The sequence below is a fragment of the Acinetobacter sp. Marseille-Q1623 genome (assembly GCF_902809895.1).
Lineage (GTDB): Bacteria > Pseudomonadota > Gammaproteobacteria > Pseudomonadales > Moraxellaceae > Acinetobacter > Acinetobacter piscicola_A.
The window spans coordinates 55338-81304 of record NZ_CADDWG010000003.1; the positions used below are offsets into that span (position 1 = coordinate 55338).

The 25967-nt window shown below is 38.2% G+C and carries 25 protein-coding genes and 1 rRNA gene; 13 read left to right on the top strand and 13 right to left on the bottom strand.

The window, feature by feature from the left end; translation table 11 throughout:
* Positions 1–53 precede the first annotated feature (53 nt).
* The 3 genes from HUV91_RS15810 to HUV91_RS15820 form a co-directional block, all read right to left on the bottom strand.
* Positions 54–1590: ribosomal RNA gene (locus tag HUV91_RS15810) — 16S ribosomal RNA — on the bottom strand.
* Between the two features lie 426 nt (positions 1591–2016).
* On the bottom strand, positions 2017–2580 hold the full coding sequence (locus tag HUV91_RS15815) for a peptidylprolyl isomerase (RefSeq protein ID WP_174494041.1): 564 nt from the start codon (positions 2578–2580) through the stop codon (positions 2017–2019).
* Between the two features lie 178 nt (positions 2581–2758).
* Positions 2759–3829: an alpha/beta hydrolase gene (locus tag HUV91_RS15820; RefSeq protein WP_174494042.1), complete on the bottom strand. Its 1071-nt coding sequence runs from the start codon at positions 3827–3829 to the stop codon at positions 2759–2761.
* A gap of 205 nt (positions 3830–4034) precedes the next feature.
* Between HUV91_RS15820 and HUV91_RS15825 the strand changes: the two genes are divergently transcribed.
* Positions 4035–4499, top strand: coding sequence for a hypothetical protein (locus HUV91_RS15825; protein WP_174494043.1), 465 nt, complete (start codon positions 4035–4037; stop codon positions 4497–4499).
* 163 nt (positions 4500–4662) lie between these two features.
* On the opposite strand, the gene HUV91_RS15830 is transcribed toward HUV91_RS15825, so the two are convergent.
* Positions 4663–4923, bottom strand: coding sequence for a hypothetical protein (locus tag HUV91_RS15830; protein WP_130075155.1), 261 nt, complete (start codon positions 4921–4923; stop codon positions 4663–4665).
* Positions 4924–5675: 752 nt separating this feature from the next.
* Here HUV91_RS15830 and grpE point away from each other — a divergent pair.
* The 5 genes from grpE to HUV91_RS15855 all read left to right on the top strand — a co-directional run bounded on the left by grpE (position 5676) and on the right by HUV91_RS15855 (position 10325).
* A complete protein-coding gene (gene grpE / locus HUV91_RS15835; protein WP_130075161.1) occupies positions 5676–6212 on the top strand; it encodes a nucleotide exchange factor GrpE in 537 nt (178 codons plus the stop codon).
* A gap of 158 nt (positions 6213–6370) precedes the next feature.
* Positions 6371–8314, top strand: a complete 1944-nt coding sequence (gene dnaK, locus HUV91_RS15840) for a molecular chaperone DnaK (RefSeq protein ID WP_174494044.1) — start codon at positions 6371–6373, stop codon at positions 8312–8314.
* Between the two features lie 100 nt (positions 8315–8414).
* Positions 8415–8834 carry a hypothetical protein gene (locus tag HUV91_RS15845; RefSeq protein ID WP_130075153.1) on the top strand — a complete coding sequence of 140 codons (420 nt, stop codon included), beginning with the start codon at positions 8415–8417 and terminating at the stop codon, positions 8832–8834.
* Between the two features lie 96 nt (positions 8835–8930).
* The gene (locus tag HUV91_RS15850) at positions 8931–9845 is read left to right on the top strand and encodes a matrixin family metalloprotease (protein ID WP_174494045.1); all 915 of its coding nucleotides are present in this window, start codon (positions 8931–8933) and stop codon (positions 9843–9845) included.
* A 102-nt stretch (positions 9846–9947) separates the two neighbouring features.
* Positions 9948–10325, top strand: a complete 378-nt coding sequence (locus HUV91_RS15855; RefSeq protein WP_130075151.1) for a hypothetical protein — start codon at positions 9948–9950, stop codon at positions 10323–10325.
* A gap of 77 nt (positions 10326–10402) precedes the next feature.
* Here HUV91_RS15855 and HUV91_RS15860 read toward each other — a convergent pair whose 3' ends face one another.
* The 4 genes from HUV91_RS15860 to HUV91_RS15875 all read right to left on the bottom strand — a co-directional run bounded on the left by HUV91_RS15860 (position 10403) and on the right by HUV91_RS15875 (position 14474).
* Positions 10403–11698, bottom strand: a complete 1296-nt coding sequence (locus tag HUV91_RS15860; RefSeq protein ID WP_174494046.1) for a lytic murein transglycosylase — start codon at positions 11696–11698, stop codon at positions 10403–10405.
* A gap of 594 nt (positions 11699–12292) precedes the next feature.
* The gene (locus tag HUV91_RS15865) at positions 12293–13414 is read right to left on the bottom strand and encodes a 5-(carboxyamino)imidazole ribonucleotide synthase (RefSeq protein WP_174494047.1); all 1122 of its coding nucleotides are present in this window, start codon (positions 13412–13414) and stop codon (positions 12293–12295) included.
* 27 nt (positions 13415–13441) lie between these two features.
* Positions 13442–13957, bottom strand: a complete 516-nt coding sequence (purE, locus tag HUV91_RS15870) for a 5-(carboxyamino)imidazole ribonucleotide mutase (protein ID WP_130075148.1) — start codon at positions 13955–13957, stop codon at positions 13442–13444.
* A gap of 175 nt (positions 13958–14132) precedes the next feature.
* Positions 14133–14474: a DMT family protein gene (locus tag HUV91_RS15875; RefSeq protein WP_174494048.1), complete on the bottom strand. Its 342-nt coding sequence runs from the start codon at positions 14472–14474 to the stop codon at positions 14133–14135.
* Positions 14475–14568: 94 nt separating this feature from the next.
* Between HUV91_RS15875 and HUV91_RS15880 the strand changes: the two genes are divergently transcribed.
* Both HUV91_RS15880 and mpl read left to right on the top strand, forming a co-directional pair.
* Entirely contained in the window at positions 14569–15318 is a 750-nt protein-coding gene (locus tag HUV91_RS15880; RefSeq protein ID WP_174494049.1) for a hypothetical protein, read from the top strand.
* A 150-nt stretch (positions 15319–15468) separates the two neighbouring features.
* The gene (mpl, locus tag HUV91_RS15885) at positions 15469–16836 is read left to right on the top strand and encodes a UDP-N-acetylmuramate:L-alanyl-gamma-D-glutamyl-meso-diaminopimelate ligase (protein ID WP_174494050.1); all 1368 of its coding nucleotides are present in this window, start codon (positions 15469–15471) and stop codon (positions 16834–16836) included.
* Between the two features lie 70 nt (positions 16837–16906).
* On the opposite strand, the gene HUV91_RS15890 is transcribed toward mpl, so the two are convergent.
* The 3 genes from HUV91_RS15890 to HUV91_RS15900 all read right to left on the bottom strand — a co-directional run bounded on the left by HUV91_RS15890 (position 16907) and on the right by HUV91_RS15900 (position 18569).
* A complete protein-coding gene (locus HUV91_RS15890; RefSeq protein WP_174494051.1) occupies positions 16907–17377 on the bottom strand; it encodes a BLUF domain-containing protein in 471 nt (156 codons plus the stop codon).
* A 538-nt stretch (positions 17378–17915) separates the two neighbouring features.
* The gene (locus HUV91_RS15895; RefSeq protein WP_174494052.1) at positions 17916–18200 is read right to left on the bottom strand and encodes a GNAT family N-acetyltransferase; all 285 of its coding nucleotides are present in this window, start codon (positions 18198–18200) and stop codon (positions 17916–17918) included.
* Positions 18201–18278: 78 nt separating this feature from the next.
* Positions 18279–18569, bottom strand: a complete 291-nt coding sequence (locus HUV91_RS15900) for a GNAT family N-acetyltransferase (RefSeq protein WP_174494053.1) — start codon at positions 18567–18569, stop codon at positions 18279–18281.
* A 320-nt stretch (positions 18570–18889) separates the two neighbouring features.
* Here HUV91_RS15900 and HUV91_RS15905 point away from each other — a divergent pair, with 320 nt between their 5' ends.
* Together HUV91_RS15905 and HUV91_RS15910 are read left to right on the top strand one after the other, a co-directional pair.
* Positions 18890–20086 (top strand): sugar transporter, encoded by a 1197-nt coding sequence (locus HUV91_RS15905; RefSeq protein WP_174494054.1) that lies wholly within the window; start codon positions 18890–18892, stop codon positions 20084–20086.
* Between the two features lie 351 nt (positions 20087–20437).
* Positions 20438–21400, top strand: a complete 963-nt coding sequence (locus HUV91_RS15910) for a TerC family protein (RefSeq protein ID WP_174494055.1) — start codon at positions 20438–20440, stop codon at positions 21398–21400.
* Between the two features lie 49 nt (positions 21401–21449).
* Here HUV91_RS15910 and HUV91_RS15915 read toward each other — a convergent pair whose 3' ends face one another.
* Positions 21450–22046 (bottom strand): nucleotidyltransferase family protein, encoded by a 597-nt coding sequence (locus HUV91_RS15915; protein WP_174494056.1) that lies wholly within the window; start codon positions 22044–22046, stop codon positions 21450–21452.
* Positions 22047–22188: 142 nt separating this feature from the next.
* Here HUV91_RS15915 and HUV91_RS15920 point away from each other — a divergent pair, with 142 nt between their 5' ends.
* Together HUV91_RS15920 and HUV91_RS15925 are read left to right on the top strand one after the other, a co-directional pair.
* Positions 22189–22557: a hypothetical protein gene (locus HUV91_RS15920; RefSeq protein ID WP_130075138.1), complete on the top strand. Its 369-nt coding sequence runs from the start codon at positions 22189–22191 to the stop codon at positions 22555–22557.
* Between the two features lie 54 nt (positions 22558–22611).
* Positions 22612–23772 carry a glutathionylspermidine synthase family protein gene (locus HUV91_RS15925; RefSeq protein WP_174494057.1) on the top strand — a complete coding sequence of 387 codons (1161 nt, stop codon included), beginning with the start codon at positions 22612–22614 and terminating at the stop codon, positions 23770–23772.
* A 165-nt stretch (positions 23773–23937) separates the two neighbouring features.
* Here HUV91_RS15925 and HUV91_RS15930 read toward each other — a convergent pair whose 3' ends face one another.
* Positions 23938–24411 carry a hypothetical protein gene (locus HUV91_RS15930; RefSeq protein WP_174494058.1) on the bottom strand — a complete coding sequence of 158 codons (474 nt, stop codon included), beginning with the start codon at positions 24409–24411 and terminating at the stop codon, positions 23938–23940.
* Between the two features lie 179 nt (positions 24412–24590).
* Between HUV91_RS15930 and guaD the strand changes: the two genes are divergently transcribed.
* A complete protein-coding gene (gene guaD / locus HUV91_RS15935) occupies positions 24591–25907 on the top strand; it encodes a guanine deaminase (RefSeq protein ID WP_130075135.1) in 1317 nt (438 codons plus the stop codon).
* The last annotated feature ends 60 nt before the right edge of the window (positions 25908–25967 follow it).

Sequence of the window (25967 nt, forward strand, 5' to 3'; positions counted from 1 at the left end):
ACTTCAATGAAGAACAACTTGTTGTGGATTCTTACCGATCGTCAATCTTTCGTTAAGGAGGTGATCCAGCCGCAGGTTCCCCTACGGCTACCTTGTTACGACTTCACCCCAGTCGTCGGCCACACCGTGGTAAGCGTCCTCCTTGCGGTTAGACTACCTACTTCTGGTGCAACAAACTCCCATGGTGTGACGGGCGGTGTGTACAAGGCCCGGGAACGTATTCACCGCGGCATTCTGATCCGCGATTACTAGCGATTCCGACTTCATGGAGTCGAGTTGCAGACTCCAATCCGGACTACGATCGGCTTTTTGAGATTAGCATCCTATCGCTAGGTAGCAACCCTTTGTACCGACCATTGTAGCACGTGTGTAGCCCTGGTCGTAAGGGCCATGATGACTTGACGTCGTCCCCGCCTTCCTCCAGTTTGTCACTGGCAGTATCCTTAAAGTTCCCACCCGAAGTGCTGGCAAATAAGGAAAAGGGTTGCGCTCGTTGCGGGACTTAACCCAACATCTCACGACACGAGCTGACGACAGCCATGCAGCACCTGTATGTAAGTTCCCGAAGGCACCAATCCATCTCTGGAAAGTTCTTACTATGTCAAGACCAGGTAAGGTTCTTCGCGTTGCATCGAATTAAACCACATGCTCCACCGCTTGTGCGGGCCCCCGTCAATTCATTTGAGTTTTAGTCTTGCGACCGTACTCCCCAGGCGGTCTACTTATCGCGTTAGCTGCGCCACTAAAGCCTCAAAGGCCCCAACGGCTAGTAGACATCGTTTACGGCATGGACTACCAGGGTATCTAATCCTGTTTGCTCCCCATGCTTTCGTACCTCAGCGTCAGTATTAGGCCAGATGGCTGCCTTCGCCATCGGTATTCCTCCAGATCTCTACGCATTTCACCGCTACACCTGGAATTCTACCATCCTCTCCCATACTCTAGCTTCCCAGTATCGAATGCAATTCCTAAGTTAAGCTCAGGGATTTCACATCCGACTTAAAAAGCCGCCTACGTACGCTTTACGCCCAGTAAATCCGATTAACGCTCGCACCCTCTGTATTACCGCGGCTGCTGGCACAGAGTTAGCCGGTGCTTATTCTGCGAGTAACGTCCACTATCTTTAGGTATTAACCAAAGTAGCCTCCTCCTCGCTTAAAGTGCTTTACAACCATAAGGCCTTCTTCACACACGCGGCATGGCTGGATCAGGGTTCCCCCCATTGTCCAATATTCCCCACTGCTGCCTCCCGTAGGAGTCTGGGCCGTGTCTCAGTCCCAGTGTGGCGGATCATCCTCTCAGACCCGCTACAGATCGTCGCCTTGGTAGGCCTTTACCCCACCAACTAGCTAATCCGACTTAGGCTCATCTATTAGCGCAAGGTCCGAAGATCCCCTGCTTTCCCCCGTAGGGCGTATGCGGTATTAGCGTCCCTTTCGAAACGTTGTCCCCCACTAATAGGCAGATTCCTAAGTATTACTCACCCGTCCGCCGCTAGGTCCAGTAGCAAGCTACCTTTCCCCGCTCGACTTGCATGTGTTAAGCCTGCCGCCAGCGTTCAATCTGAGCCATGATCAAACTCTTCAGTTTAAAATCAATAGTACCTATAAGGGTACAAATCTTGGCTCATCAATTTTCTGACATTAATTTCTCAAATAAACTTCGAGTAATTTCTACCATCAATCAATGAAAATAATTTCGATCAATCAATCAGTAAAAATCCACACAAGTTGTTCTTCATAATCTCTTAATGAATTATTTACCACCTCGTCAGTGATAAATAAGACGCAATAAAAACTCAACAACTTAACCCTGTAAGCTAAGTTTGTTTGCTGTATCGCGTCGGGATGAGCACAGTATAGGGAATTTTAAAATGCTTGCAAGTACTTTTAAGCATTTGTTTTATTGAGTGTCTTTTTTTTACGCACCAATATGATGCATATTTATTCAATTTCAAGTATAAGTTTTTAATTATAAAGCAGAAATATGAATATAATATTTCTGCTTTATTTTTTATTATTTTTTCGCAGTATTTATTTTCGTTTGAATACTGATGATTTTCACAGCTTGTACAGGTACGTTTTGGTATGGTCCTAAATTTTGTGTAGGCACATTGACAATCTTGTCAACAATATTCATGCCTTGAATCACTTTACCAAATACAGCATAACCAGGATTTCCTGAAGCTTTATTCAAAAAGTCATTATTTGCGACATTAATAAAAAATTGACTGGTGGCTGAATTTGGATCATTGGTTCTTGCCATTGCCAAACTACCACGTGAATTTTTCAAACCATTGCTTGCTTCATTTTTAATTGCTGCTTGCGTTGGTTTTTCTTGCATATTGCTATCGAAACCACCGCCTTGGATCATAAACCCCGGAATCACGCGATGAAAAATGGTGCCATTATAAAATTGACTATTTACATAGTTTTTGAAGTTTTTTACTGAGATGGGTGCTTGCTGGTCATATAGTTCAATTTCTATATCACCCTGATTGGTTTTAATTTGCATATGTGTGTTGGCAAATATTGAACTCGAAGCCACTAAAAGTAACAACGATAGACTCAGTTTTTTCATGCTTTATTCCTTGGCTTAAATTTCAGTTCTTATAGACTACGATGAACTAGCATGCAGTCTTTATCAATAATGCTTTTATTTACCATTGGATTTAAAGAAGCTGAATGTAAAGCTGAACTCGGGTTTTAGAAATGCTTTCATTTCACATAAAACAAAAGTATTTCTCTAGATCTCATGATTATTTATTTTTGTCCCAAAATTTTCTGAACTCTCTACTCATTTCAATCACGTTTCTTTTTGCTTTTCGTGAAATTGGAGTCAAGTTGATAAAACCATGCGTTTGATCTTCGTAATCATGATAATGAACTTTGACATTGTTTTGACGTAGCTTATAAGCGTAAATTTTACCTTCGTCATGCAATACATCATGCCCTGCTGTAACAATGAAAGCGGGTGGTAATTTCTTAAATGTGCCATAGGTTGGTGAAATTATGGTTGCATCAAGTGGTACATTGTATTTTGTCGCATAGTATTCAGTCACATAGTCAATGTCTGAGCTAGTTAAAACCAAACCATCCTTATAGGCAAAGAATGATGGATGACGGCTCTTAAAATCGACCGCTGGATAAATCAAAAACTGTGCTTCAGGTGCATAAGCTTTATTTACTGTTCGTTGTGACAGGACTGCACAAATATTTCCACCTGCACTATCGCCTGCAATCGCTATACGATTTTTAAATATTTTGAATTGATGACGGTTCTGATAGACCCAAGCCAACGCATCTTCACAGGATTGAATTAAATCATAAGGTCCAACCTCTGGTGCAAGTGGATATTCAATACTCAGTACTTGTACTTTGGCATGCATGGCAATGAGTCGACAGACTTCATCATGCGTGTCCACACTTCCCACCACAAAACCACCACCATGATAAAACACCACGATAGGTAGTTTTTTGCTTGGTGCAGGATGGTAATGGCGTGCATAGATACTGCCACTTTGCAAAGGTAGACGAATGTCTTCAACAAATTGCACAGATGTAGGTCTGTTCACAATCGATTGCATTTGCATTTCAAATTGTTTACGTGAAGATTCAACATTTGCACCAATAAATCCAGCCTTACCCTGTTTTAATTGGGCAGCCATCATACATTTAGTGAAACTGTCTAATTGTGGGTACTGATAGGGATAGCCCAATAATTTTGTTAATGATTCTTGCACAAACTTAGGTAAACGATCCAAAGAACGCGCCGCAGGACCTTGTGCCTTTTCTATTAATTCTTGGATGTTATTGTTCAAAGCGACCATAGCTCGTCCTTCTGTTTACTTGATTCTTCATATTTTCTACACGATCAGCCTTTAGCTGACTATATTTGTATATAAGTCTCGCAATCCATATACAAATATAAAACTCAGATACGCTAATCTGACTACATAGTGCTTGTCATTAGCATTTTTGCTTTAAATCAGTTTTTTTATGCTATTCGGTTAATTTATTTTGGAGGCAGTCAAGATGATGAAAACAATTATTGTATCAATAACAACTGCTGTATTGACTGTCGGTTGTGTGGCTTTTCCTGATGATGGCTCTTATCGTCAAGGTGGTTATTACGGTGGAAATTATGGCGGTTATGATCGCGACCGCCGCTATGACCGCGATCATGATCGTGACCGTTGGGAAAGAGAACGCGCTTATCGTTTACAGCAAGCTCGCTTAGAACAACAACGTCGCCAACAACAAGTTGACCGTGATCGACAACATCAACGCGACTGGCAACAACGCGAAAGACAACAACATTTAGATCGTCAACGTAGAGAACGTGAACAGCAACGCTTACAACAAATCCAAAGACAGACTTGGGAGCAGCGTCAGCAGCAGAAACCAAACTTTGACAACAATAAACGAAAATGGGAACAACAAAACCAACGTCGAGATGATAAAAAACGTGATCAGCGCAGAGAGCATGATCGTGACTAATCACCTCTATACATCATAAATCAATCAAAACCTGTATTCACGCAGGTTTTTTTAATTCAAGCTTAAATATCTTTAAATCTCAATACTTAAAAAAACAAGTCATTAAAAAATAGACAGTAAGGCATCCTAACTACTGTCTATCTATTTCACCTAAATTTAACGGTTATTGTGCAGCAGGCTGCTCAACCACATCGGCTTCTGGATTCACTTGCACAGGTGCAGCTTGTTGTAATGTTGGGTCAGATTGCACCGCAACACCTGTTTGTGATGATGTCTCCACGCTTGCAGCTTGTGCAGAGCTATCTACTGGTGCTTGTTGTGTTGCTGCGGTTTCTGGTGCAGTGCTCGATTCTGTTGAAGTACATCCAACGGCAGCCAAAGATACGCCTGCCAATACAAGTGAAATTAAACCTAACTTTTTCATTTAAAAATACTTCCTTTCTAGACTCTATAAACAACACAAAGATTCAAATTCTTTGTGTTGCCTATGATTCCTGATATTTATTTGCATTGCGTGTGTTCTTAGTTAGACTTTTAAGCACATCAGGTAAAATGTTGTAGATATTTTATTAATGTTTAAATCGGTCTATTTTCATTAAAATTAGTCTAAATAATCTACTGTTTTTAGAGTAAAAATAGATAAAATTTTGCTTTAAATTTAACAGATATCCGCACAACCTCAGTTAAATATCGCAATATAAAGCTCTATTTACCTTACATTGTAAAATCGATATTTTAGCCAAAAAAAAGCGTATCCAAGAGGGTCGGATACGCATTGAAAAAGTATTTCTAAATTACACAGGATTAACTACAGCGAAAAGAATAGCGCTTTCAATCCAAAATAAGAAAGATTTTATTTTAATCACATTATTGGTTTTATGTATAAATATTAAGCAGCAAACAAAATGATTCGTACCAACAAAATGCTGATGAGGGGTAAATTTTTGCGAATTTCTCTGTAAATTCCCTACAAAAAATATCAAATTGTAAGTAAATCTTAGAAATATACGAAATAACAGTAAATAATCACCGCAATAACTTGAATTTTTTGGCGATGCCCACACATTTTGAGTATTAACAAATTAAACACTCATGGCAGTTCAGCTTAAACACAGTGAACCCTGATGCCAAAAAGGACTGTACATGTTTAAGAACCCATTTAAACGGAGTAAATCTATGGCGACTGAGCAAAACCAAGACGCTCAAGATCTTCAACAAGAGCAAGCAGAACAGCAAACTCAAGCTGAAACCGAGCAAGCTGAAGTTTCAGTTGAAGATTTACAAGAAAAAATTGCACAGCTTGAAGGTGATTTAAAACTTGAAAAAGCACGTACTGCCAATGCTGTGTATGAAGCACAAAAAAGTGTAGAGCGTATTCAACGAGAGTCTGAAAAACATAAAGACACGGTACTCGAAAAATTTGCTAAAGAGTTATTGGATTCTGTTGATAACCTTGAGCGCGCGATCCAAGCCGCAGGTGAAGACAATGCAGTACTTGAAGGCGTGAAACTTACCCTGAAATCATTACTTACTACACTGGAGAAATTTGGTGTTGTAGAAGCAGATACAGCAAATGGCTTTAACGCAGACTTACATCAAGCAGTAGGTATTGATCCAAATGCTAAAGCCAATGAAATTGGCAACGTTTTACAAAAGGGCTACACCCTAAATGGTCGCTTGCTCCGCCCTGCAATGGTTATGGTCGGTCAATAAGGTCAAAATATTTGAGAGTTTTTTAAAATATTTTCTAAAAAATAACTTGAAAAATTTTGAATGGCTCTCATATCGGATTACAAGAAAATGCCTTTTGTATTCCCTAATGAATAAAAGGGAAAACGAAAGGATTCAAAAGAATTTAGAGGAATAAATGAATGGCTAAAATTATTGGTATTGACTTAGGTACAACAAACTCATGTGTTGCAGTACTTGAGGGTGATAAAGTTAAAGTAATCGAAAATGCTGAAGGCGCACGTACAACTCCTTCTATCGTTGCTTATAAAGATGGCGAAACTTTAGTGGGTCAATCTGCTAAACGTCAAGCAGTGACTAACCCTAAAAATACATTGTATGCAATCAAACGTTTGATCGGTCGTAAATATCAAGACCAAGCAGTACAAAAAGACATCGGCATTGCACCATTTAAAATCGTGAAAGCGGACAATGGCGATGCTTGGGTTGAAGTAAACGACAAAAAACTTGCACCACAACAAGTTTCAGCAGAAATTTTGAAAAAAATGAAAAAAACTGCTGAAGACTATTTAGGTGAAACAGTAACAGAAGCAGTGATTACTGTTCCTGCATACTTCAATGATGCGCAACGTCAAGCAACAAAAGATGCAGGTAAAATTGCAGGTTTAGATGTTAAACGTATCATCAACGAACCAACTGCTGCGGCACTTGCGTTCGGTATGGACAAAAAAGAAGGTGACCGTAAAGTTGCTGTATATGACCTAGGTGGTGGTACATTCGACGTATCTATCATTGAAATTGCTGACTTAGATGGCGACCAACAAATCGAAGTATTGTCTACAAATGGTGATACATTCCTTGGTGGTGAAGACTTTGATAATGCATTGATCGACTATTTAGTTGAAGAGTTCAAAAAAGAACAAAACTTCAACTTAAAACAAGATCCGCTTGCACTTCAACGTTTAAAAGAAGCAGCTGAAAAAGCAAAAATTGAGCTTTCTTCATCGAACTCAACTGAAATTAACCTTCCATACATCACAGCTGATGCAACTGGTCCTAAACACTTAGTGATCAATGTTACACGTGCAAAACTTGAAGGTTTGGTTGCTGACTTGGTTGCTCGTACCATTGAGCCATGTAAAGTTGCGCTTAAAGATGCAGGTCTTTCGACTTCTGACATCTCTGACGTAATCTTGGTGGGTGGTCAGTCACGTATGCCACTTGTACAACAAAAAGTACAAGAGTTCTTCGGTAAAGAGCCACGTAAAGACGTGAACCCAGATGAAGCAGTGGCGATTGGTGCTGCGATCCAAGGTGCCGTACTTTCAGGTGACAAAACTGACGTACTTTTACTTGACGTAACACCGTTGACACTTGGTATTGAAACAATGGGTGGTGTATTAACACCAATCATTGAGAAAAACACAACGATTCCTGCGAAGAAATCTCAAGTGTTCTCAACTGCTGCGGACAACCAACCAGCTGTAGACATTTCAGTTTACCAAGGTGAACGTAAAATGGCTCAACAAAACAAGTTGTTGGGTAACTTCCAATTAGGTGACATTCCCCCTGCTCCACGTGGTGTGCCACAAATTGAAGTATCGTTCGACATCAACGCTGATGGTATCTTAAAAGTATCTGCGAAAGATAAGAGCACAGGTAAAGAGCAATCAATTCAAATTAAAGCAAACTCAGGTTTGAGCGATGCTGAAATTGAAGCGATGATCAAAGATGCTGAAGCAAATGCTGAAGAAGACCGTAAATTTGAAGAGTTAGCAAAAGCACGTAACGAAGCTGATGCACTTGTATCTTCTGCTCAAAAAGCAGTAAAAGATTTAGGCGAGCAAGTGACTGCTGATGAAAAATCTGCAATCGATGCTGCTGTGTCTGAGCTTGAAGTTGCTGCAAAAGAAAATGACGTTGATGCGATCAAAGCAAAAACTGAAGCTTTACAAAACATCATTATGCCAATTACGCAACGTGCGTATGAAGCGGCTCAAGGTCAAGGCGGAGCTCAAGGTTTCGACCCGAACCAATTTGGCGGTGATGCTGGTCAACAACAGCAAAAAGCGGATGATGGCGTAGTTGATGCTGAGTTCACTGAAGTGAAAGATGACAAAAAGTAATTTGTCGCTTTAAATAAAAAACCGCTCAAGAAATTGAGCGGTTTTTTTATACTTCAATTTACTCTATATTGATCACGTTTATAAAATGAGAATGACAAGAATGCAAAAATCCCCTGCTATTTCTTTACCTATATTTTATAGCTTGATTGCAGCCCAATTCATTCTGCCAATCATTGCAGCATTGGTCGATATACTCAGTCCACAACCTGAACTTGCATTACTCGACAAAACCTTATATATCGAACCACAAAGCCTTGAACTCTTTATCATCACAGGCGCAACGATTCTAATTTCCATCATTAGCATTGGCTTATTTTTACGAAAAAATTGGGCTCGAAAAGCTTATTTATATACATTTTTCCCAGCCTTTCTCATCTACTTTTTGCCTTATATGCACTGGATTTATATGAGCAGTTTTGCCGCTATTTTCAATGACTTGGCTTTTGTAGCTGCAGGCATTTTGCTAACAATCTTAGCAATTCCAGCATTGTATCAGCCTTTATTTGAAGAAAAAAATTAATTTCTTAAGATTTCAGCATAGCGCACACTTAAAGTTCACTTGCGCATTTTTGAATTTAAGTTAAATTAGCAATATTGCAACTTTCAAATATAAAAAATGCGCTTTTGGTTGATTGTTTTCACGATTATTTTTACTGCTTATTTTTCTATACAGCGTTATTTACACCCGCACCTAAACCACAATTCTACGATTGACCGCATTTCTCACCCGCTAGATACTCGCTTACGTTATCGCATTGGTGAAATTGACCCACGTTTTCATATGAGTCGTGAACATTTAGCACTTTTAGCACAACAAGGTGCAGATATTTGGCATCAAGGTACAATGAAAAGACTATTTGTTTATGACCCTCACGCCAAATTAGCCATTAATTTAATTTATGATGAACGCCAAGCAGAGTCCACAGCACGCCAACAAGAATTAAACATTTTAGAAAATACACAACAATATCAAAATAATGAAAGATCAAATATTGAAAAATTACGTGCCGAATTAGATCAGTCTAATCGTGAAATAAACATCTATAAAGTAAATTATGAAAGCAAAGTTTCCCAATATAATCAGTTTGTGCAAAGTATTAATCAATTACATCAATCCTTGCATCCATCAACGCAAGCACAATTAGAACAATTAAAAAATCAACTAGATACTGAACGTATTAATCTCAGTCAAAAACTGGCACTACATAATCAAAAAGTAAATCAACTCAATCAACTCGTGGATGCCTTAAACTCAAATACCCAACAATTCAATCATTCAGTCGATCAATTTAATGCTCGTTTTCAACCGCGCCAATTTGATAAAGGTGTGTTTAATGGTGAAAGTATTAATATTTATGAATTTCAATCTGATGCAGATCTGCGTGTAACGATTGCACATGAACTTGGTCATGCACTCGGACTTTTACATAATACCGACCCAAAAGCACTGATGTACCCTATGATGAAAGAACAAGATTTGCAAAACTTTAGATTAACCGCTGCAGATTTAGCCATGCTAAACTCACGCTAAACATGATTTTATGCTTATTTAAAACCCATATTATAAATAAGTATTAATTTTATTTTCTGAAAATCATGCTATGGTGATCATAGATATTTAAAGGAGATTCCTGTGAGTTATTATCATATTATTCTTGAAGTAAATGATCATATCAGCACGATTGAACAAACACGTGATATTGAAATTTTTGATATTACTGAACTTCAACCTTATCTCCATGCTATTTTATTGCCTTATTTCAATGAACAACAAATCGAACTCGAAGATGAAAATATCGAATTCGCTGATATTTTACATATTGAAATTAAACAAACTTTGCTCCCGATCCAACATTTAATTGAAGAAGAACAAAAACAATTACCAAGCGATACAGATGTAACCATCACCGCTTATGAAATTTTCAATGATCGTGATCATACGCAAGATGTTACGGCTGTGATTTTAGATTTATTAGAAGCTGTGAAAATTGATCAAATAGATATTGAATAAATCTTTATACCTCACTACATCATATAAAAAGGTCTGCCATTGCAGACCTTTTTTAAAATTTAAGTGATCAATACATTTTACTGCATCATACTTTTTGCCGCCTCATTACGAAATGCTTTTAAAATCTGCTGCCCTGCACGACCTGTTGGCTTTAAACCCAATTTATTTTGTTCTTGTTGAATGGCTTGACGGGTTTTATCGCCAATCAAACCATCTGCATCACCAATATCATAGCCTTTTTTCAACAAATAATTTTGAATTTCACGACGTTCCGCACGAGATGTTCCCGCATCATCTGTTGGCCAAGCTGTTTGGAAAGCTCCCTTACCTTGTAAACGATCAGATAAATGAGCAATCGCCAAAGCATAACTTTCTGCTGCGTTATAACCATAAATCGCATCAAAGTTTTTAAATACTAAAAATGCCGGACCATTCGCACCTGCAGGCATCATCAAACCTGCTGATGACGCACCTGATAAATTACCTTGAATAATCGGTGTACCATCTACACGGGTAAAACCACGACTTTGCCAAGAACTTAACGACTTTTTATTACGTCGACTTTCACCACCAACCGAAGCACCATCGGGAATTCTGACTTCAAAGCCCCATGGCATACCTGTTTGCCAACCACGTTTTTTCAAGAAATTTGCAGTAGATGCTAAGGCATCAGCAGTACTTGAAACTAAGTCACGACGACCATCTCCATCAAAATCAACGGCTAATTCTTCATAAGTAGATGGCATAAATTGAGTATGACCAAATGCCCCTGCCCACGAGCCTTTTAATTGTTCTTCACGTAGATCACCGCGCTGTAAAATACGCATAGTGGCAAAAAATTCACCTCGGAAATAATCTTGACGACGCCCCTCACAACTCAAAGTGCCCAAAGCTTGTAATAACGGATATTTACCTGAAATATCACCAAAATTACTTTCTACACCCCATACAGCAACAACCGTTTCAGCAGGCACACCATATGCCGCAGCCACACGATTTAGAATATCGCGGTGCTGCGCTAACATTTGACGACCTTTTTCTACACGTTCCTCATCCACCAAACCCGAAAGATAATCCCAAATCGGGGTAGAAAATTCAGGTTGATAATTCAACTTCGCAATCACTGAATAATCAGGTGTTAAATTCTGCGTATAACGGTCATAGGTTGAACCACTCACGCCTGAAGCAATCGCACGTGAACGTAAATTGGCTAAACAACCTTGAAAATCACGTTGGGGGGAATAATCTGAAGTTGTATTGGCAATCACAGAAGTTGCACTAACGGATGATGTTTGACCATTAATCACCAATTCAGCATTTGCCTGTGTCATGGCTAAAAGAGCAGTACCACATAAAAAAGATAAGCTACGCATATAATCCACAAAATCTTTGTTCATTAAAATTATGTAATTAACATACCATTCTGTGGATAAAATGACAGAAACAAAACGTAAATTTTAAATTCATTTTCTACTTTTTAAATTCATAATTCACTTTTGAATTTAAAAAAACTATCCACAGACTAAACATTCTTTAATGTTTGAATTTAAAACTATCTCAAAGTTTTAAATTCAAACTATTATCAAAGTTATCCACAAACCTTTCGATTTTAAATCTTGCAAAAATAAGATCTAAAGCATTTAATTTTATTCATTTTTATTTAAATTCAAAAGCGGATTTTTTAAATTTAAAAAGCAATTTAGATTGAATTTAAACTTTACCTTTTTAAATTCAAAATTTTTGAATTCATTTCTCAGAATTTAAATTCAAACATTGCAATAGGGTCAATTTAAATTCAAAAATAAAAGTTTGAATTTAAATCATGAATTAGCATAATTAGAGGAGATTAATGTTCATACATGCTCAATGCTGAGATGATGAAAATGAAAGGTCGACATCATACTGAAATAAAAAAAATAAAAAAGCGACCAAAGGTTTGATCGCTTTTTTTACATGCAAATTTAGATTTAAATGCTCATATCTTCGCTAAGTGCCAAAGGGTTTGGTAAAATTTTCGCCAATTGACGGCATAAAGTCGTCAATTCAGCGCTGTCATTTGGCATCAATGTAATATGACCAATCTTACGACCTTCACGCTCTGTTTTATTGTAAAGGTGTAAATGAGCACCATTTAACGCTAAAACTTCTTCAGATTTTGGATATTGCCCAATGATATTGATCATCACCGTTGGACGAACCACTTCAGTTGAACCAAGCGGTAAACCTGCCACTGCACGAATGTGATTTTCAAACTGAGAGCATACTGCTCCTTCAATCGACCAATGTCCTGAGTTATGCACACGTGGTGCCATCTCATTGGCATATAAGCCTTTTTCAGTCACAAACAACTCAAGGGTCAGCACACCAACATAGTTCAAATGATTAAGCAGGCGAGTGATGTAGTCTTGTGCCACAGGTTGTAAATCTGTGCTATTCGGTGCAGGTACAATCGAATGTGACAAAATACCATTGTGATGATGATTTTCAGCCAAAGGCCAAGTTTTCACATCACCATCTATACCACGTACGGCAATAATTGAAACTTCACGAGAGAAAGTCACAAAACTTTCTGCAATGAGTTCACCTGCTGGACCTAATTCTGCCCATGCTTGATCAATTTGATCTGCTGAGCGCAAGACGAACTGACCTTTGCCATCGTAACCACCACGAGAGGTTTTCAGCACAATGGGTAAGCCAAGTTCTGCCACTGCCGATTGCAAGCTTTCCAATGAAGTTACTGCTTTATAGGGTGCAACAGGAATCGCAAGCTCATCAAATAAAGCTTTTTCAGATAAGCGATGTTGTGCAATCGCTAAAGCTTGACGTGGTGGGTGTAAATCTTTTTGCTTGGTCAATACATCAACATCAATCAACGGCGTATTTTCAAACTCAAGACTAAATACATCTGCACTGGCAATGAAGTCTTGTAGACTATTTGCAGCCTTGGTTGAAAATACTGGGCCTAATGCTGCAGAAGGACAGTCTGTATTGGCTTCAAAGAAAGTACATTGAATATTGAGCGGTAAGGCAGCTTGCGCCATCATACGACCCAATTGACCGCCACCAAAAATCCCAATGGTTTTATTCATAATCTATGTCCTATGTTCAGCTTGGCTTTAGATTTGACCTGGAATATTTTTGCTCGCCACTTTTTCAGTTTGCGCAGCACGGAATTCTGCAACATTTTTTGCGATTTCAGGACGTGTTAAACCTAAAATTTGTGCTGCCATAATGGCTGCATTGGTTGCACCTGCAGGACCAATTGCCAATGTACCTACCGCAATTCCCGCAGGCATTTGTACAATTGAAAGTAATGAATCCACACCATTTAAGATCGAAGATTTTACGGGTACGCCCAATACAGGAAGATCAGTTTTTGCCGCACACATGCCCGGTAAATGTGCTGCGCCACCTGCACCTGCAATAATCACTTGAATACCACGTTCACGTGCAGTTTCAGCATATTCAAACAAACGATCTGGTGTACGGTGTGCAGAAACAACTTCCGCTTCAAAAGGAACACCAAGCTGTTTAAGCATATTGGCAGTGTTTTCTAAGGTTGCCCAATCTGACTGAGAACCCATGATAATTCCAACTAGAGGTTGAGCGTCTTGTGCTGCGGCCGCATTCATTGCAAATTTTCCAGAGATTAAAAAAGTAGAGATAAATCTCGACGAGAGAGCCAAGCTTTAATAAGAGCCCCATATTATAGACTGATTTTTCATCTCAAGAAAATTTAACGGACGTAGTAGGGCGATATTTTCATTATTTTTTTGGAGAATATGAAAATTATTTAAATACTTTGGTTTATTGACTTCTAAACACAAAATATACACAGCCCAATAAGCATAAACCTGCCCATACATAATCAAGTTTAAAGGGTTGTTTAAATAGGAAAATCATAAAAGGAACAAAAACCAGTAGAGTCACAACTTCCTGTGTTATTTTCATTTGCCCAATAGCCCAACCTTGTTGTGCTAAAAGTTTAGTTGCAGGAATCATTAGACTATATTCAAACAGGGCAATCACCCAACTGAATAAAATCGCCTGCCAAAGCGGTGCATCGTGCGGTAAAAATTTTAAATGCCCGTACCATGCAAGCGTCATAAAACAGTTGGCAAGGATGAGGAGTAAAAAGGGAAGCAGCATGTTATTTTAAACACAGTATAATGATGCTAAATTACACAAAAATATCAACAAAAAAGAAAGCTATTATTTATAAATTTTTATTGGAAATAGACGTATGGGTATAGATCTTGATCTTATAAATTCTCAATTAGATTTTTCACACGAAACTCCTCAATATTCAGAAATTCAAGCCTTATTCAAGAAAAGTTTAATTGAAGGAAATACTGAATATGCACAATCAATTTACTTTCATCATGATCACTTTCAAAATACCTCCAATTCATTCGAACTGGATGAATTTGCCATCCGCTCTAAAGAGCAAATGTATGTTGACTGGAGAAAAATAGATGCACTAGATGTAGCAGCATCGCCATACAATTACATGTTATTTGCATTTTACTTATATCTTGCATTATTTAAACAACAAACCATTACGCTTCATTTAAATCATAAAAATTCTTTTATTGATCAAATCGTTATTAAACCTATAGCATTTTATCAATTTGATATAAATATAGAAAAAATAGAATATTCATTTAGCGAAATTTATTCATATCTAGATGCCTTATATCAAACTAAACAAAAATTAGAATTTATTCAAACGACAGGTTTAGATGAAATTGAATCTCATAAAATAAATTGGGAAAAAGATCGCAAAACTATTCTTATTCAAGGAGATTTTTTTCGCCTTTTTCATACTGCTGAATTGATTCTAAACTTTATCCACCCATTAAATACCACTGATGAGTTAGAACTGACAGGCATTGTAGGATATAAAGAACACTTAACGGCACTCAGTGCAAATATTGTTTTTTGGCGACCAAATTCAATCGGGTACTTTCTAGGTTGGGATGAGGGAGAATAGATCATTAAAACACAACAAGAAAAACTATCTTTTCCCTTAAACCCTTGCTATCGTTGCTTTCAAATCGAATCAACCTTTTAAGTTAAATTTATAATGACAACACCACAACAACAAAGTGATGTGTCTATAAAAGCAGTGGAGTAAGAACGAATGCATCTGCATATTTTGGGTATTTGTGGCACTTTTATGGGTTCATTGGCACTGTTAGCACGTGACTTGGGACATAAGGTGACAGGTTCAGACGCAAACGTCTATCCACCCATGTCAACCCAACTTGAAAATGCAGGCATCACCTTGATGCAAGGCTATGACCGCAGTCATTTACAACCCCATCCTGACCTTGTCATTGTGGGCAATGCCATGAAACGCGGTATCGATGCTGTGGAATATATGCTCAACGAAGGTCTACCCTATATCTCAGGTCCACAATTCCTTGCAGATCACGTATTACAAGGCAAGCACGTACTGGGTGTTGCAGGCACACATGGTAAAACCACAACCACAACCATGTTGGCTTGGGTACTTGATCAGGCAGGTTTAAATCCAGGCTTTTTAATTGGTGGTGTTCCTTTAGGTTTTAGTGAAAGCGCACGTTTAGGCGGTGGAAAATACTTCTGTGTTGAAGCCGATGAATACGATTCTGCATTCTTCGATAAACGTTCTAAGTTCGTGCATTACCATCCCAAGACAGCCATTTTAAATAACCTTGAATTTGACCATGCGGATATTTTTGATGACTTAGCCGCAATTCAAAAACAATTCCATCACTTAGTTCGTACCATTCCAAGTGAAGGTCGTATCATTGCGCCGATCACTGAAAGCAATATTGATGAAGTCTTGGAAATGGGCTGTTGGACACCTGTGGTTCGTACTTCTTTAGATGCAAATGACTCTACTGAAGTCTATGCAGAACAATTGTCTGCGGATGGTTCACATTTCAAAGTCTTACAACACGGCGTTGTCAAAGGTGAAGTGAAATGGAACATGACAGGGCAACACAGTGTCGCCAATGCTTTGGCGACGATTGCAGCTGCTGAACATGTCGGTGTTTCAATTGAAACTGCATGTGAAGCTTTATCTAACTTTGGCGGTGTAAAACGCCGTATGGAACTGCTTGACACAGTGAATGGTATTGAAGTTTATGATGACTTTGCACACCACCCAACGGCGATTGATACCACACTTGAAGGTGCACGTAAGCGCTTAGGTGAACGTAAACTTTGGGCAATCATTGAACCACGTTCAAATACCATGCGTATGGGTTCGCACAAAGATGGTTTGGCGCATTCTGCACGTTTGGCTGATGAAGTCATTTGGTATCAACCTGAAGGTCTAGACTGGGATTTACAACCTGTCATTGATGCCGCACCGAATAAAGCTGTGGTTGCTCGTACTTTGGATGACATCATCAACACTATAGTTGCTGAAGCAGGTGAGGGAGATGCGGTGGTGATTATGTCCAACGGTGGTTTTGGTGGTTTACATCAAAAATTGATTACGGCATTAAAAGCTAAATAAGCTGTTATAAAACCATTAATTTAAAAAAACCCGCAAAAGCGGGTTTTTTTATGTAGTGAAAACATGGCGCTTAAAAATAATTTTGATAACCTCGATTTTGATAACCAATATGATGTTTTGTAGGTTTTTCTACATTTGCAGTCTGTAATAAAATTTTGAGAAAGCCATCCATCTGTTCGACTGTTAATAAATTAGGCTTAAAATGGCTTAAGCCAATATTTTTAAAGTAATTTGAAATTTTAGTATTAGGATTTACATATTTCATCGACCATTGTTTAAAACTCAATTCAGTAATAGAGCAAATATGAAATAGATGAATATCAGTATGTCGAATATCGCGTTGGATCGACTCAAATAATGCAAAAACGTGTTCTCTTTCACCTTCGAGACATTGAAAAAATGAACCCTCAGCATAATACAGTACCCCGACAATACCTTGTTGGGCATTAAATCCTCGCGCTCTGGATAAAATATCACTTAAATCAAGCAGCAAATCATTGTCACTTTCTACTCGAACACTGGCATAGCATAAGCGAATCATAACTTTTCTTCTTTATCATGGTTAATTTTATTATTGCTCATTTTTTAATCATTTGTAATTTTTTTCTCACAAAATTCATCTGTTCTGATCACTCAATTTTCTCTGACCACTAAGCGATAATAAGAAATAGGAGAAGTAAACCGATTTTTCCCTGAGTGAACCTAATTGTTAAGTTTTTTTATTCGAGAATAAAATGATTAAAAATTTATTATTGCTCACGATCCTACAAATTTTTTACATTGGTCTTGTACTATTCTTACATAAACTTGGGTTGAACGAGTTTATCAATATTGCCATCATGTCATTTATTTTAGGTATATGTAGCCATTATCTACTTAACACTTGGATATTTAAATTAATACTAGTTTTTTGCCTATCCATACTCTTTATTGCTTTACATGGTTATCTGATGTGGGCTGTATTTATGAGTTGTTATGGTTTAGCACTCACGATTTTTCAATTTAATCTCAATCATTCTGTCCAAAGTAAATATAAGCTTCATCCCCATTGAGGCTTATATTCCTGCAATACATTTCTTTTATAGCATCACATCAGCAAAGCTTTTATCACGTCTAAACATAACATCCACATAGGAGCAAGTCGGCACAATTTTTAACTGCTTTTTACGTGCAAAATCAACCAAGGTATCCAATAACTGACGTGCCATACCTTGCCCACGTAGAGAGTCATCTACCCAAGTATGATTAGCGATGATCTTATCTTCACCACTCCACACATAACTGATCTCAGCGATGCGTTGACCTTGCTCATTTTCTAAAAAAAATTCACCTTGATTTGCATCATCAATATGTTGGAATTGCATATTTTTATCTCATCAATAATTTATCAATATAAATTTAACAAAGTTCATGCAAAAAGAAAATTTGATTAAACAAGATCCTTACGATGAAAATAACACATCACGAATAGATTCATCTTTATCAAAGACTGACTTTGCAAAAGGACAAAGCGGTATCACTGCTATGTTTTTTTCACGTGCAAATTCAACTAAATTATTTAACAATTTACGTCCTACACCTTCACCACGCAATTCATCTTCAACTGTGGTATGGTCAATAATCAATTTATCCTCACCTGCCCATGTATAGGTCATTTCAGCCAAACGATGACCTTCCTCGCCAATATAAAATTCGCCTTTTTTAGCATCATTTTTATGCTTGATTTCTAACATTTTTCTACCTCTTGATAAAATCAGTATTTTTCAACATGCCATAAATATTCAATATTTTCTGTTAAGTTTTTTTATAAATTTAAAATCATCAGCACAGCACTTAAAGTCAATAATCACAAAATCTTCAACTTAAAATATAGCGTAAAATGCTGTTAGACTCAGGTTTATCGCATTCTACTCACAGATCAAAGAAGGGCACTATGAAAAAATGATCACGACCAACTAATGATCTTCTTTCTACATATTTCTAAACTTTATTTCACTTAACAAGCCCGCCAAATCAGCCTAAAATTTAGCACGGATCATTTAAACGATTGACAATGTCAGCCTCTACTCCCCAAAACCCAAGATCAGCATCCACACCAAATCAAACACAACAATGGATCAGTGTCATTAGCCTTGCTTTTGCTGCATTTATTTTTAATACCACAGAATTTATTCCTGTTGCTTTGCTCAGTGATATTGGTCAAAGCTTTGCTATGCCTGCCACCGATGTAGGCATCATGATTACCATTTATGCATGGGTAGTTGCACCGATTTCCCTCCCCATCATGTTATTGACTAAAAATTTTGAACGTAGATTTTTACTCATCGCATTATTTTTAGTCTTTATTCTCAGTCATACTTTGTCTTATTTTGCATGGAATTTTGAAGTTTTATTGCTCAGTCGCATTGGGATTGCTTTTGCCCATGCTTTATTTTGGTCAATTACGGCTTCTCTTGCTGTGCGTGTTGCCCCTCAGGGCAAAGCATTTCAAGCCTTGGGTTTACTTGCCACAGGCACGGCTTTGGCCATGGTCTTAGGCATCCCATTTGGGCGCATCATTGGTGAAACATACGGATGGCGTAATACTTTTGCACTGATTGCCATTGGGGCTGCGATTGTTTGTTTAATTTTAGCCAAAACTTTACCCAAACTTCCGAGTGTCAATTCAGGCTCATTAAGCAGTTTAAAAGTATTCTATCAACGTCCAGCCTTAATGATGGTGTTCGCACTCACCATTATTGTGATTACGGCTCAATTTACTGCATATAGTTATATTGAGCCTTTTGCCCTAAATATTGCACATTTCAGTTCATCACAAACGACAACCTTATTGCTGATCTATGGTGCTGCTGGCTTTTTAGGCTCTTATTTATTTGGAAAATTTGCTAAAAAATATCCAAAACTCCCGATCCCATTGAGTAGTGCTGTACTTGCCATTTCAATGCTATTGCTGATTCCACTTGCAACTGACTTTATGTATTTTAGTGTGGTGAGTTTATTCTGGGGAATGGCGATTATTTGTTTTAGCCTCGCACAACAAGCCAAAACCCTAAATCTAGCCTCGGATGCCACAGATGTCGCAATGGCAATCTATTCAGGACTTTATAATGTCGGCATCGGTGGCGGTGCTTTACTAGGTGGGTTCGTCACAGCGCATTATGGTTTAAATCAGATTGGCTTAGTCGGAGGTGTCTTAGCACTGCTCGGCACAATATTGGCCTGCATTTTAGTGACTCGTAAAGATTTTTAACTGCAATTATTCTGAGGAAATGTGTAAAAAGAAATTGCGTCAGTTTAAAAATTATGCAATATTAATCACATTAAGTATCCACGTTTGATACTTATTCCAAATTCATTGAACAAGGGGAGTAGCCTCTCCAAATGATCTCTATAGGATTATAAATTTTATATAGAGACCAGATGTCAGAATATCGTCATTACGCATTTTTTATTTACACAAATAAAAAAGCCGGTATCTGAGCATTATCTGTCACAGATAATGTAGGCAAGACTTTGATCATGTTGATACAGATGTTTAATCGTCTGGCAACTGGTCAAGGTCTTTTTTTATGCCTGATTGATTGCCAGAAATGGAGTTTTTATGGAATCAATCGGTAATCTTTGGCTGTATTTTGCATTTTTTGCAATTGTTGCAGTCATGCTTCTCATCGACTTTCTAGGCTTTAAACAAAAAGAAGGGCAAGAAGTAAAAGTTAAAACCGCAGCGTACTGGAGTATTGCTTGGGTCACGGTTGCAACTTTATTTGGTGGTGGTTTGTGGTTGTATCTACAACAAACCGCAGGTGTGACCATCGCCAATACCAAAACCATGGAATATTTTGCAGGTTATTTACTCGAAAAATCCCTCGCAATTGACAACGTTTTCGTCTGGATGATGATCTTCGCAGCTTTTGCTATTCCGCCCGCTTTACAACGTAAATTATTACTCTACGGCGTACTCGGTGCAATCGTATTAAGAACCATTTTTATCTTTATTGGTGCATGGTTCGTTCAAGAATTTTCGTGGATTTTATATATTTTCGGTGCATTTTTGGTCTATACAGGCTTTAAATTATTGAAAGGTCAAGATGAAGAAGACAGCAATATTGAAGATATGGCGATTCTAAAATGGTTGCGTAAACACATGCGAATTATGCCGAATTTGGAAGGTGGAAAATTCTTTGTCCGTCAAAATGGCGTGTTATGGGCAACGCCATTATTCTTGGTCTTGATTTTAGTGGAAGCATCTGATGTTATCTTTGCGGTCGACTCTATTCCTGCAATCTTTGCTGTCACAACCGACCCCTTTATTGTATTAACCGCAAACCTCATGGCGATTTTAGGTTTACGTGCAATGTTTTTCCTGCTTTCAGGTGCAGCAGCAAAAATGCATTATTTGCCATATGGTCTTGGGATTATTCTCGTTTTCATCGGCTTTAAAATGTTAATGCTCGATGTGTTCCATATGCCAATTTGGATTTCGTTAGGCTTTATTGTGATTGTCTTAGCGATCACAGCATGGTTATCGATTCTATATAATAAGAAACAAACACTAAACTCTTAAGTTCCGTTTAAAAAGCCTTTCTCAATGAAAGGCTTTTTAAAAATCAATATCAGGACACAATCTCTAACTTTTCCCATCGCTGCAAAAACCGTTTAGACATCACACGTTGCATAAACACATCATGGCTGACCAACCGATCATTCCAGCGTAACTTTAATGCAAATAAATCATACAAACCGAAGGGTGCAATGATCTCTAAATCATCATTTTCTAATAAACGTATTGCGATTGCAGTGGCTGTTTCAGGCCAAACGGACAAAGCCTCATGTAACGAAGCATAAGGCAAAATCGACTGACCATTTTCCGTGCTATACCATGTATGCACAGTGGCTTGATTCACAACATCCCACTCATTTTCAGGGAAATTTTGGATTAATTGTCTCGTAATTTCATGGGTTATTCTTTGATGCTCTTCATGCTCATCAAAGAAAATGACGTCAATTTCGCTGTGTATCACATCATAGGTTTGACCATGTAAAACTGACCATACAAGGTTGCGAATCACACCCGCACTCAAATATGCATCGGGTGCAATGTGTCTTAAATAAACCAATCTTTGCCACAAGGCTTGTTCACGAAAAATTATTTCTATCAGGGCCTGATCAAAATTCTGTTTTGTAAAATCAAATAGTTGTAGGTTTTTCATGCGCTTTCAACATGCTTTTTTGGAAAAATAGTCACTGTACAATTTCAGCACATGCCCATATTATACAGCGCATAAAATTTGTTTTAATTTTTATTCTGTTAGAAAGCAAATAGATAAAAATACTGAAAATGCAAGGCAGACCATGCGTTCAAAAAAAATCAGTTTAGTCATTGTGCCACTTTTGATGACTGCGTGTAGTAGTCATGATAAACCACTTGTTCAAGATGTTTATAACAGCCAATATGATTGTGCATACGATTGGGATACAGAACTCTGTGAAGAAGAACAAACCACGAGTTCATCCCATAGTGGCTATTATGGCGGGATACGTTATATAGGCCCGCAATATTATCAGGGCAATCGTAAAGTGAATTTTGCAGGGCGTAAAATCCAACCCTCAAGCAATCTCAGTGTTGGGCAACCTTATATTTCCCAAGTCGCCAAATCAAATAGTAAATCTTCACCTGTGCGTGGTGGTTTTGGACGTAGTGGCGGATCATTTGGTGGTTAAAACTCACATCCTGAGTTTGCTGTAACAATTCATTTAAAAGTTATTGATGACATTATGAAAAGAAAACTGTTCCAAGCCCGTCCAAACTGGCAGCAAGAACACGAAAATATTGGCTTTGATTATTATAATTTACCTTCTGCGGATGGCTCGATTTATTGGTCTGAAGGGGTAGCATATGAGTTTAGCTTAAAGCAAATCGAACAGCTTGAAGATGCCTCGAATGAACTGCATCAAATGTGCTTACACGTGGCAGGGGAGATGATTCAGCAGGGTAATTATCCTGATTATTTTCAAATACCACACAGCGCTATTCCGCTCATTGAACATTCATGGCATCACCATGCACCCATGCTTTATGGACGTTTTGACTTTGCCTATGATGGTCAACAAATCAAGATGCTTGAATACAATGCCGATACCCCTACAGGTTTACTTGAAGCATCAGTTGCACAGTGGCATTGGATTGAACAAGTTGAACATATTGCAAACCGTGATCAATTTAATAGTATCCATGAAGACCTCATTAAACGCTGGAAAACAATTTTTCCACGTGGCGCACATATCCATTTTGCAGCATGCCAAGAAGCAGGACGTGAAGACTGGGGCAATCTGGAATATTTAATGGATACAGCCTTTCAAGCAGGGCATAAAGTGTCTGAGCTTTCGATGGAAAATATCGGTTGGGATGGCAACAACTTTGTCGATTTGAATGATCAAGAAATTCAAAATTTGTTTAAGCTGTATCCTTGGGAATGGATTTGGGAAGAAAATTTTTCTCAGTACTTAAAACCTGAAACTCATTGGGTTGAGCCGTGTTGGAAAATGCTGTTGTCCAATAAAGCACTGTTGGTCGAGCTTTGGAAGAAGTTTCCACATCATCCGTTATTACTCGAATCACATGCATTTAAATCTGATATGCAGCTGCATGGCAAATGGGTCAAAAAACCTATTTTGGCACGTGAAGGTGCCAATATTCGTGTAGTACAGGACAATGTCGACCAAGGTGCTGCATCGGGTAGTTTCTATTTCGATGATTATGATAAATATGGCTACATCGCCCAAAAATGGGTAGATACGCCGTTATTTGATGGCAAACTGCCCACCTTAGGTTTATGGATGGTGGGACACACCTGTGCAGGTATGTCGATCCGTGAGGACGAGTTTGACATTATTGGCAATGATGCACATTTTGCAGCACATTATTTTGTGGAATAAACACGATGTACTTAAAATGTACATTGATCTACACAAAGCAAAGATGATTTCAAAATTAATCACTCAAAATCAGATCAGATAAAATTCAACAAATTTATTGACCCTAAAATAAAAAAGCCGATCTTATCAATATCGGCTTTTCAACAACATAGACACTCGATGAGATTAAATCGTATGCTCGGCTACTCGTTTCATGTATTTATTCAAACGAGTAAAAAATAAAATCTGTAAAAAAATGGTAAAAGCAGAGACACACCATTCATACCATAGATCAAAAGCAGTATTTTCTAGTTGGAAAAACTGATAAATCCCCAGTAATACCAAGCCAAATACAATACCTGCGACTGTGGTTTGCAACAAAATTGGAAATGATAATGCCGTGATCCGATTCATAAAATGCACACCATGATCACCACCATTGGCAATATAGGTGCGCTGAATCCCAATAAACATAATGATTAAAGTTAAAATTGCTTCCACCCCAATCACACGTATATCGTAATAAGGTGAATACATACCATAGTAATACACAGCACTGACCACCAATGCGGCGATCAAATAATAATTTTTATAATGGCGTTTCTCTAAAGTGTCTTCTGAAAGTTCATGCGCTAAGGCTTTGGTATTCCAAAAATACATAAATATTGTTATCTCTTATTCGTTGATTTGTGCACACTTTACGCATTCTTTTCACAAAGATAAAGCACTAAAACCAACACTTTCATGGCAGCTGTCACTATGCATTCAGACATAAATTACTGAAGCATGCTACTAAATGGGCTACAATCAATCGAAAAAATTCACAACGTAGGTTCAAAATGTCTTCTATCATTGCAACGACGGCAATTCGCGGTCGCTTCCTCGATATTCAGAATACGGTTGCCCAAGCGCGTGATATTCACGACCAAGTGCGATATGTAGAAGATGGTTTATTACTCATCAATGACGGAAAAATTGTTTGGTTTGGTGCTTGGACGGAAGGGCAAACCTATTTGCCTGCTGATCTCAAAGTTGAACATTATGCAAATCAATTAATTGTTCCAGGTTTTATCGACACACATATTCATTTTCCTCAAACAGAAATGGTCGGTGCCTACGGTGAACAACTTTTAGAATGGCTTAACACCTATACCTTCCCAACTGAAATTCAATTTCAAGATAAAGATTATGCTGACCAAATTGCCCATTTCTTTGTCAATGAACTTCTGAAAAATGGTACAACCACAGCTTTAGTATTCTGTACAGTACACCCACAATCAGTTGATGCCTTGTTTGAGGCAGCTGAACGCCATCAAATGCGTTTGATCGCAGGTAAAGTCATGATGGATCGTCATGCACCTGAAGCACTCACAGACACAGCAGAAAGTGCGTATGATGACTCTAAAGCCCTCATTGAAAAATGGCATGGCAAAGGGCGTAACCTGTATGCGATTACCCCACGTTTTGCTCCGACCTCAACGCCTGAACAATTGCAGCGGGCAGGGCAGCTCAAAGCTGAATATCCTGATGTCTATGTACATACGCATTTGAGTGAAAATAAAAATGAAATCGCATGGGTTAAAGAATTATTCCCTGAACAAAAAGGGTATTTGGATGTGTATCACCATTATGGCTTAACAGGGGAACGTTCGGTTTTTGCCCATTGTGTGCATTTGGAAGAACATGAATGGGATTGTATGCATGATACAGACTCAGCCATCGCGTTCTGTCCAACCTCAAACCTGTTCCTCGGCAGTGGTTTATTTCCATTGAAAAAAACATGGGACAAGCAAGTCAAAGTTGGACTCGGAACTGATATTGGTGCAGGGACATCATTCTGTCAGTTACAAACATTAAATGAAGCCTATAAAGTACAGCAACTACAGGGTGACAAACTGTCTGCCTTTGAGTCGCTTTATCATGCCACGCTTGGCGGTGCCAAAGCCTTAGACTTACAAGATAAATTGGGCAACTTTAATGTTGGCAAAGAAGCAGATTTTGTGGTTTTGAACTTAAAAGCCACCGCGCTACAACAGTTACGTCAGCAACGTGCCAAAAATATTGAAGATGCGTTATTTGCCTTATTGACCATGGGGGATGATCGTAATATTCAAGCCACGTATATCTATGGAAATAAAGCCTATGAACAAAGCTAAACAACCACAGCAAAAGCTGAAACAATCCAAGAAAAAATTGATTTTAATTGGAACAGTTTT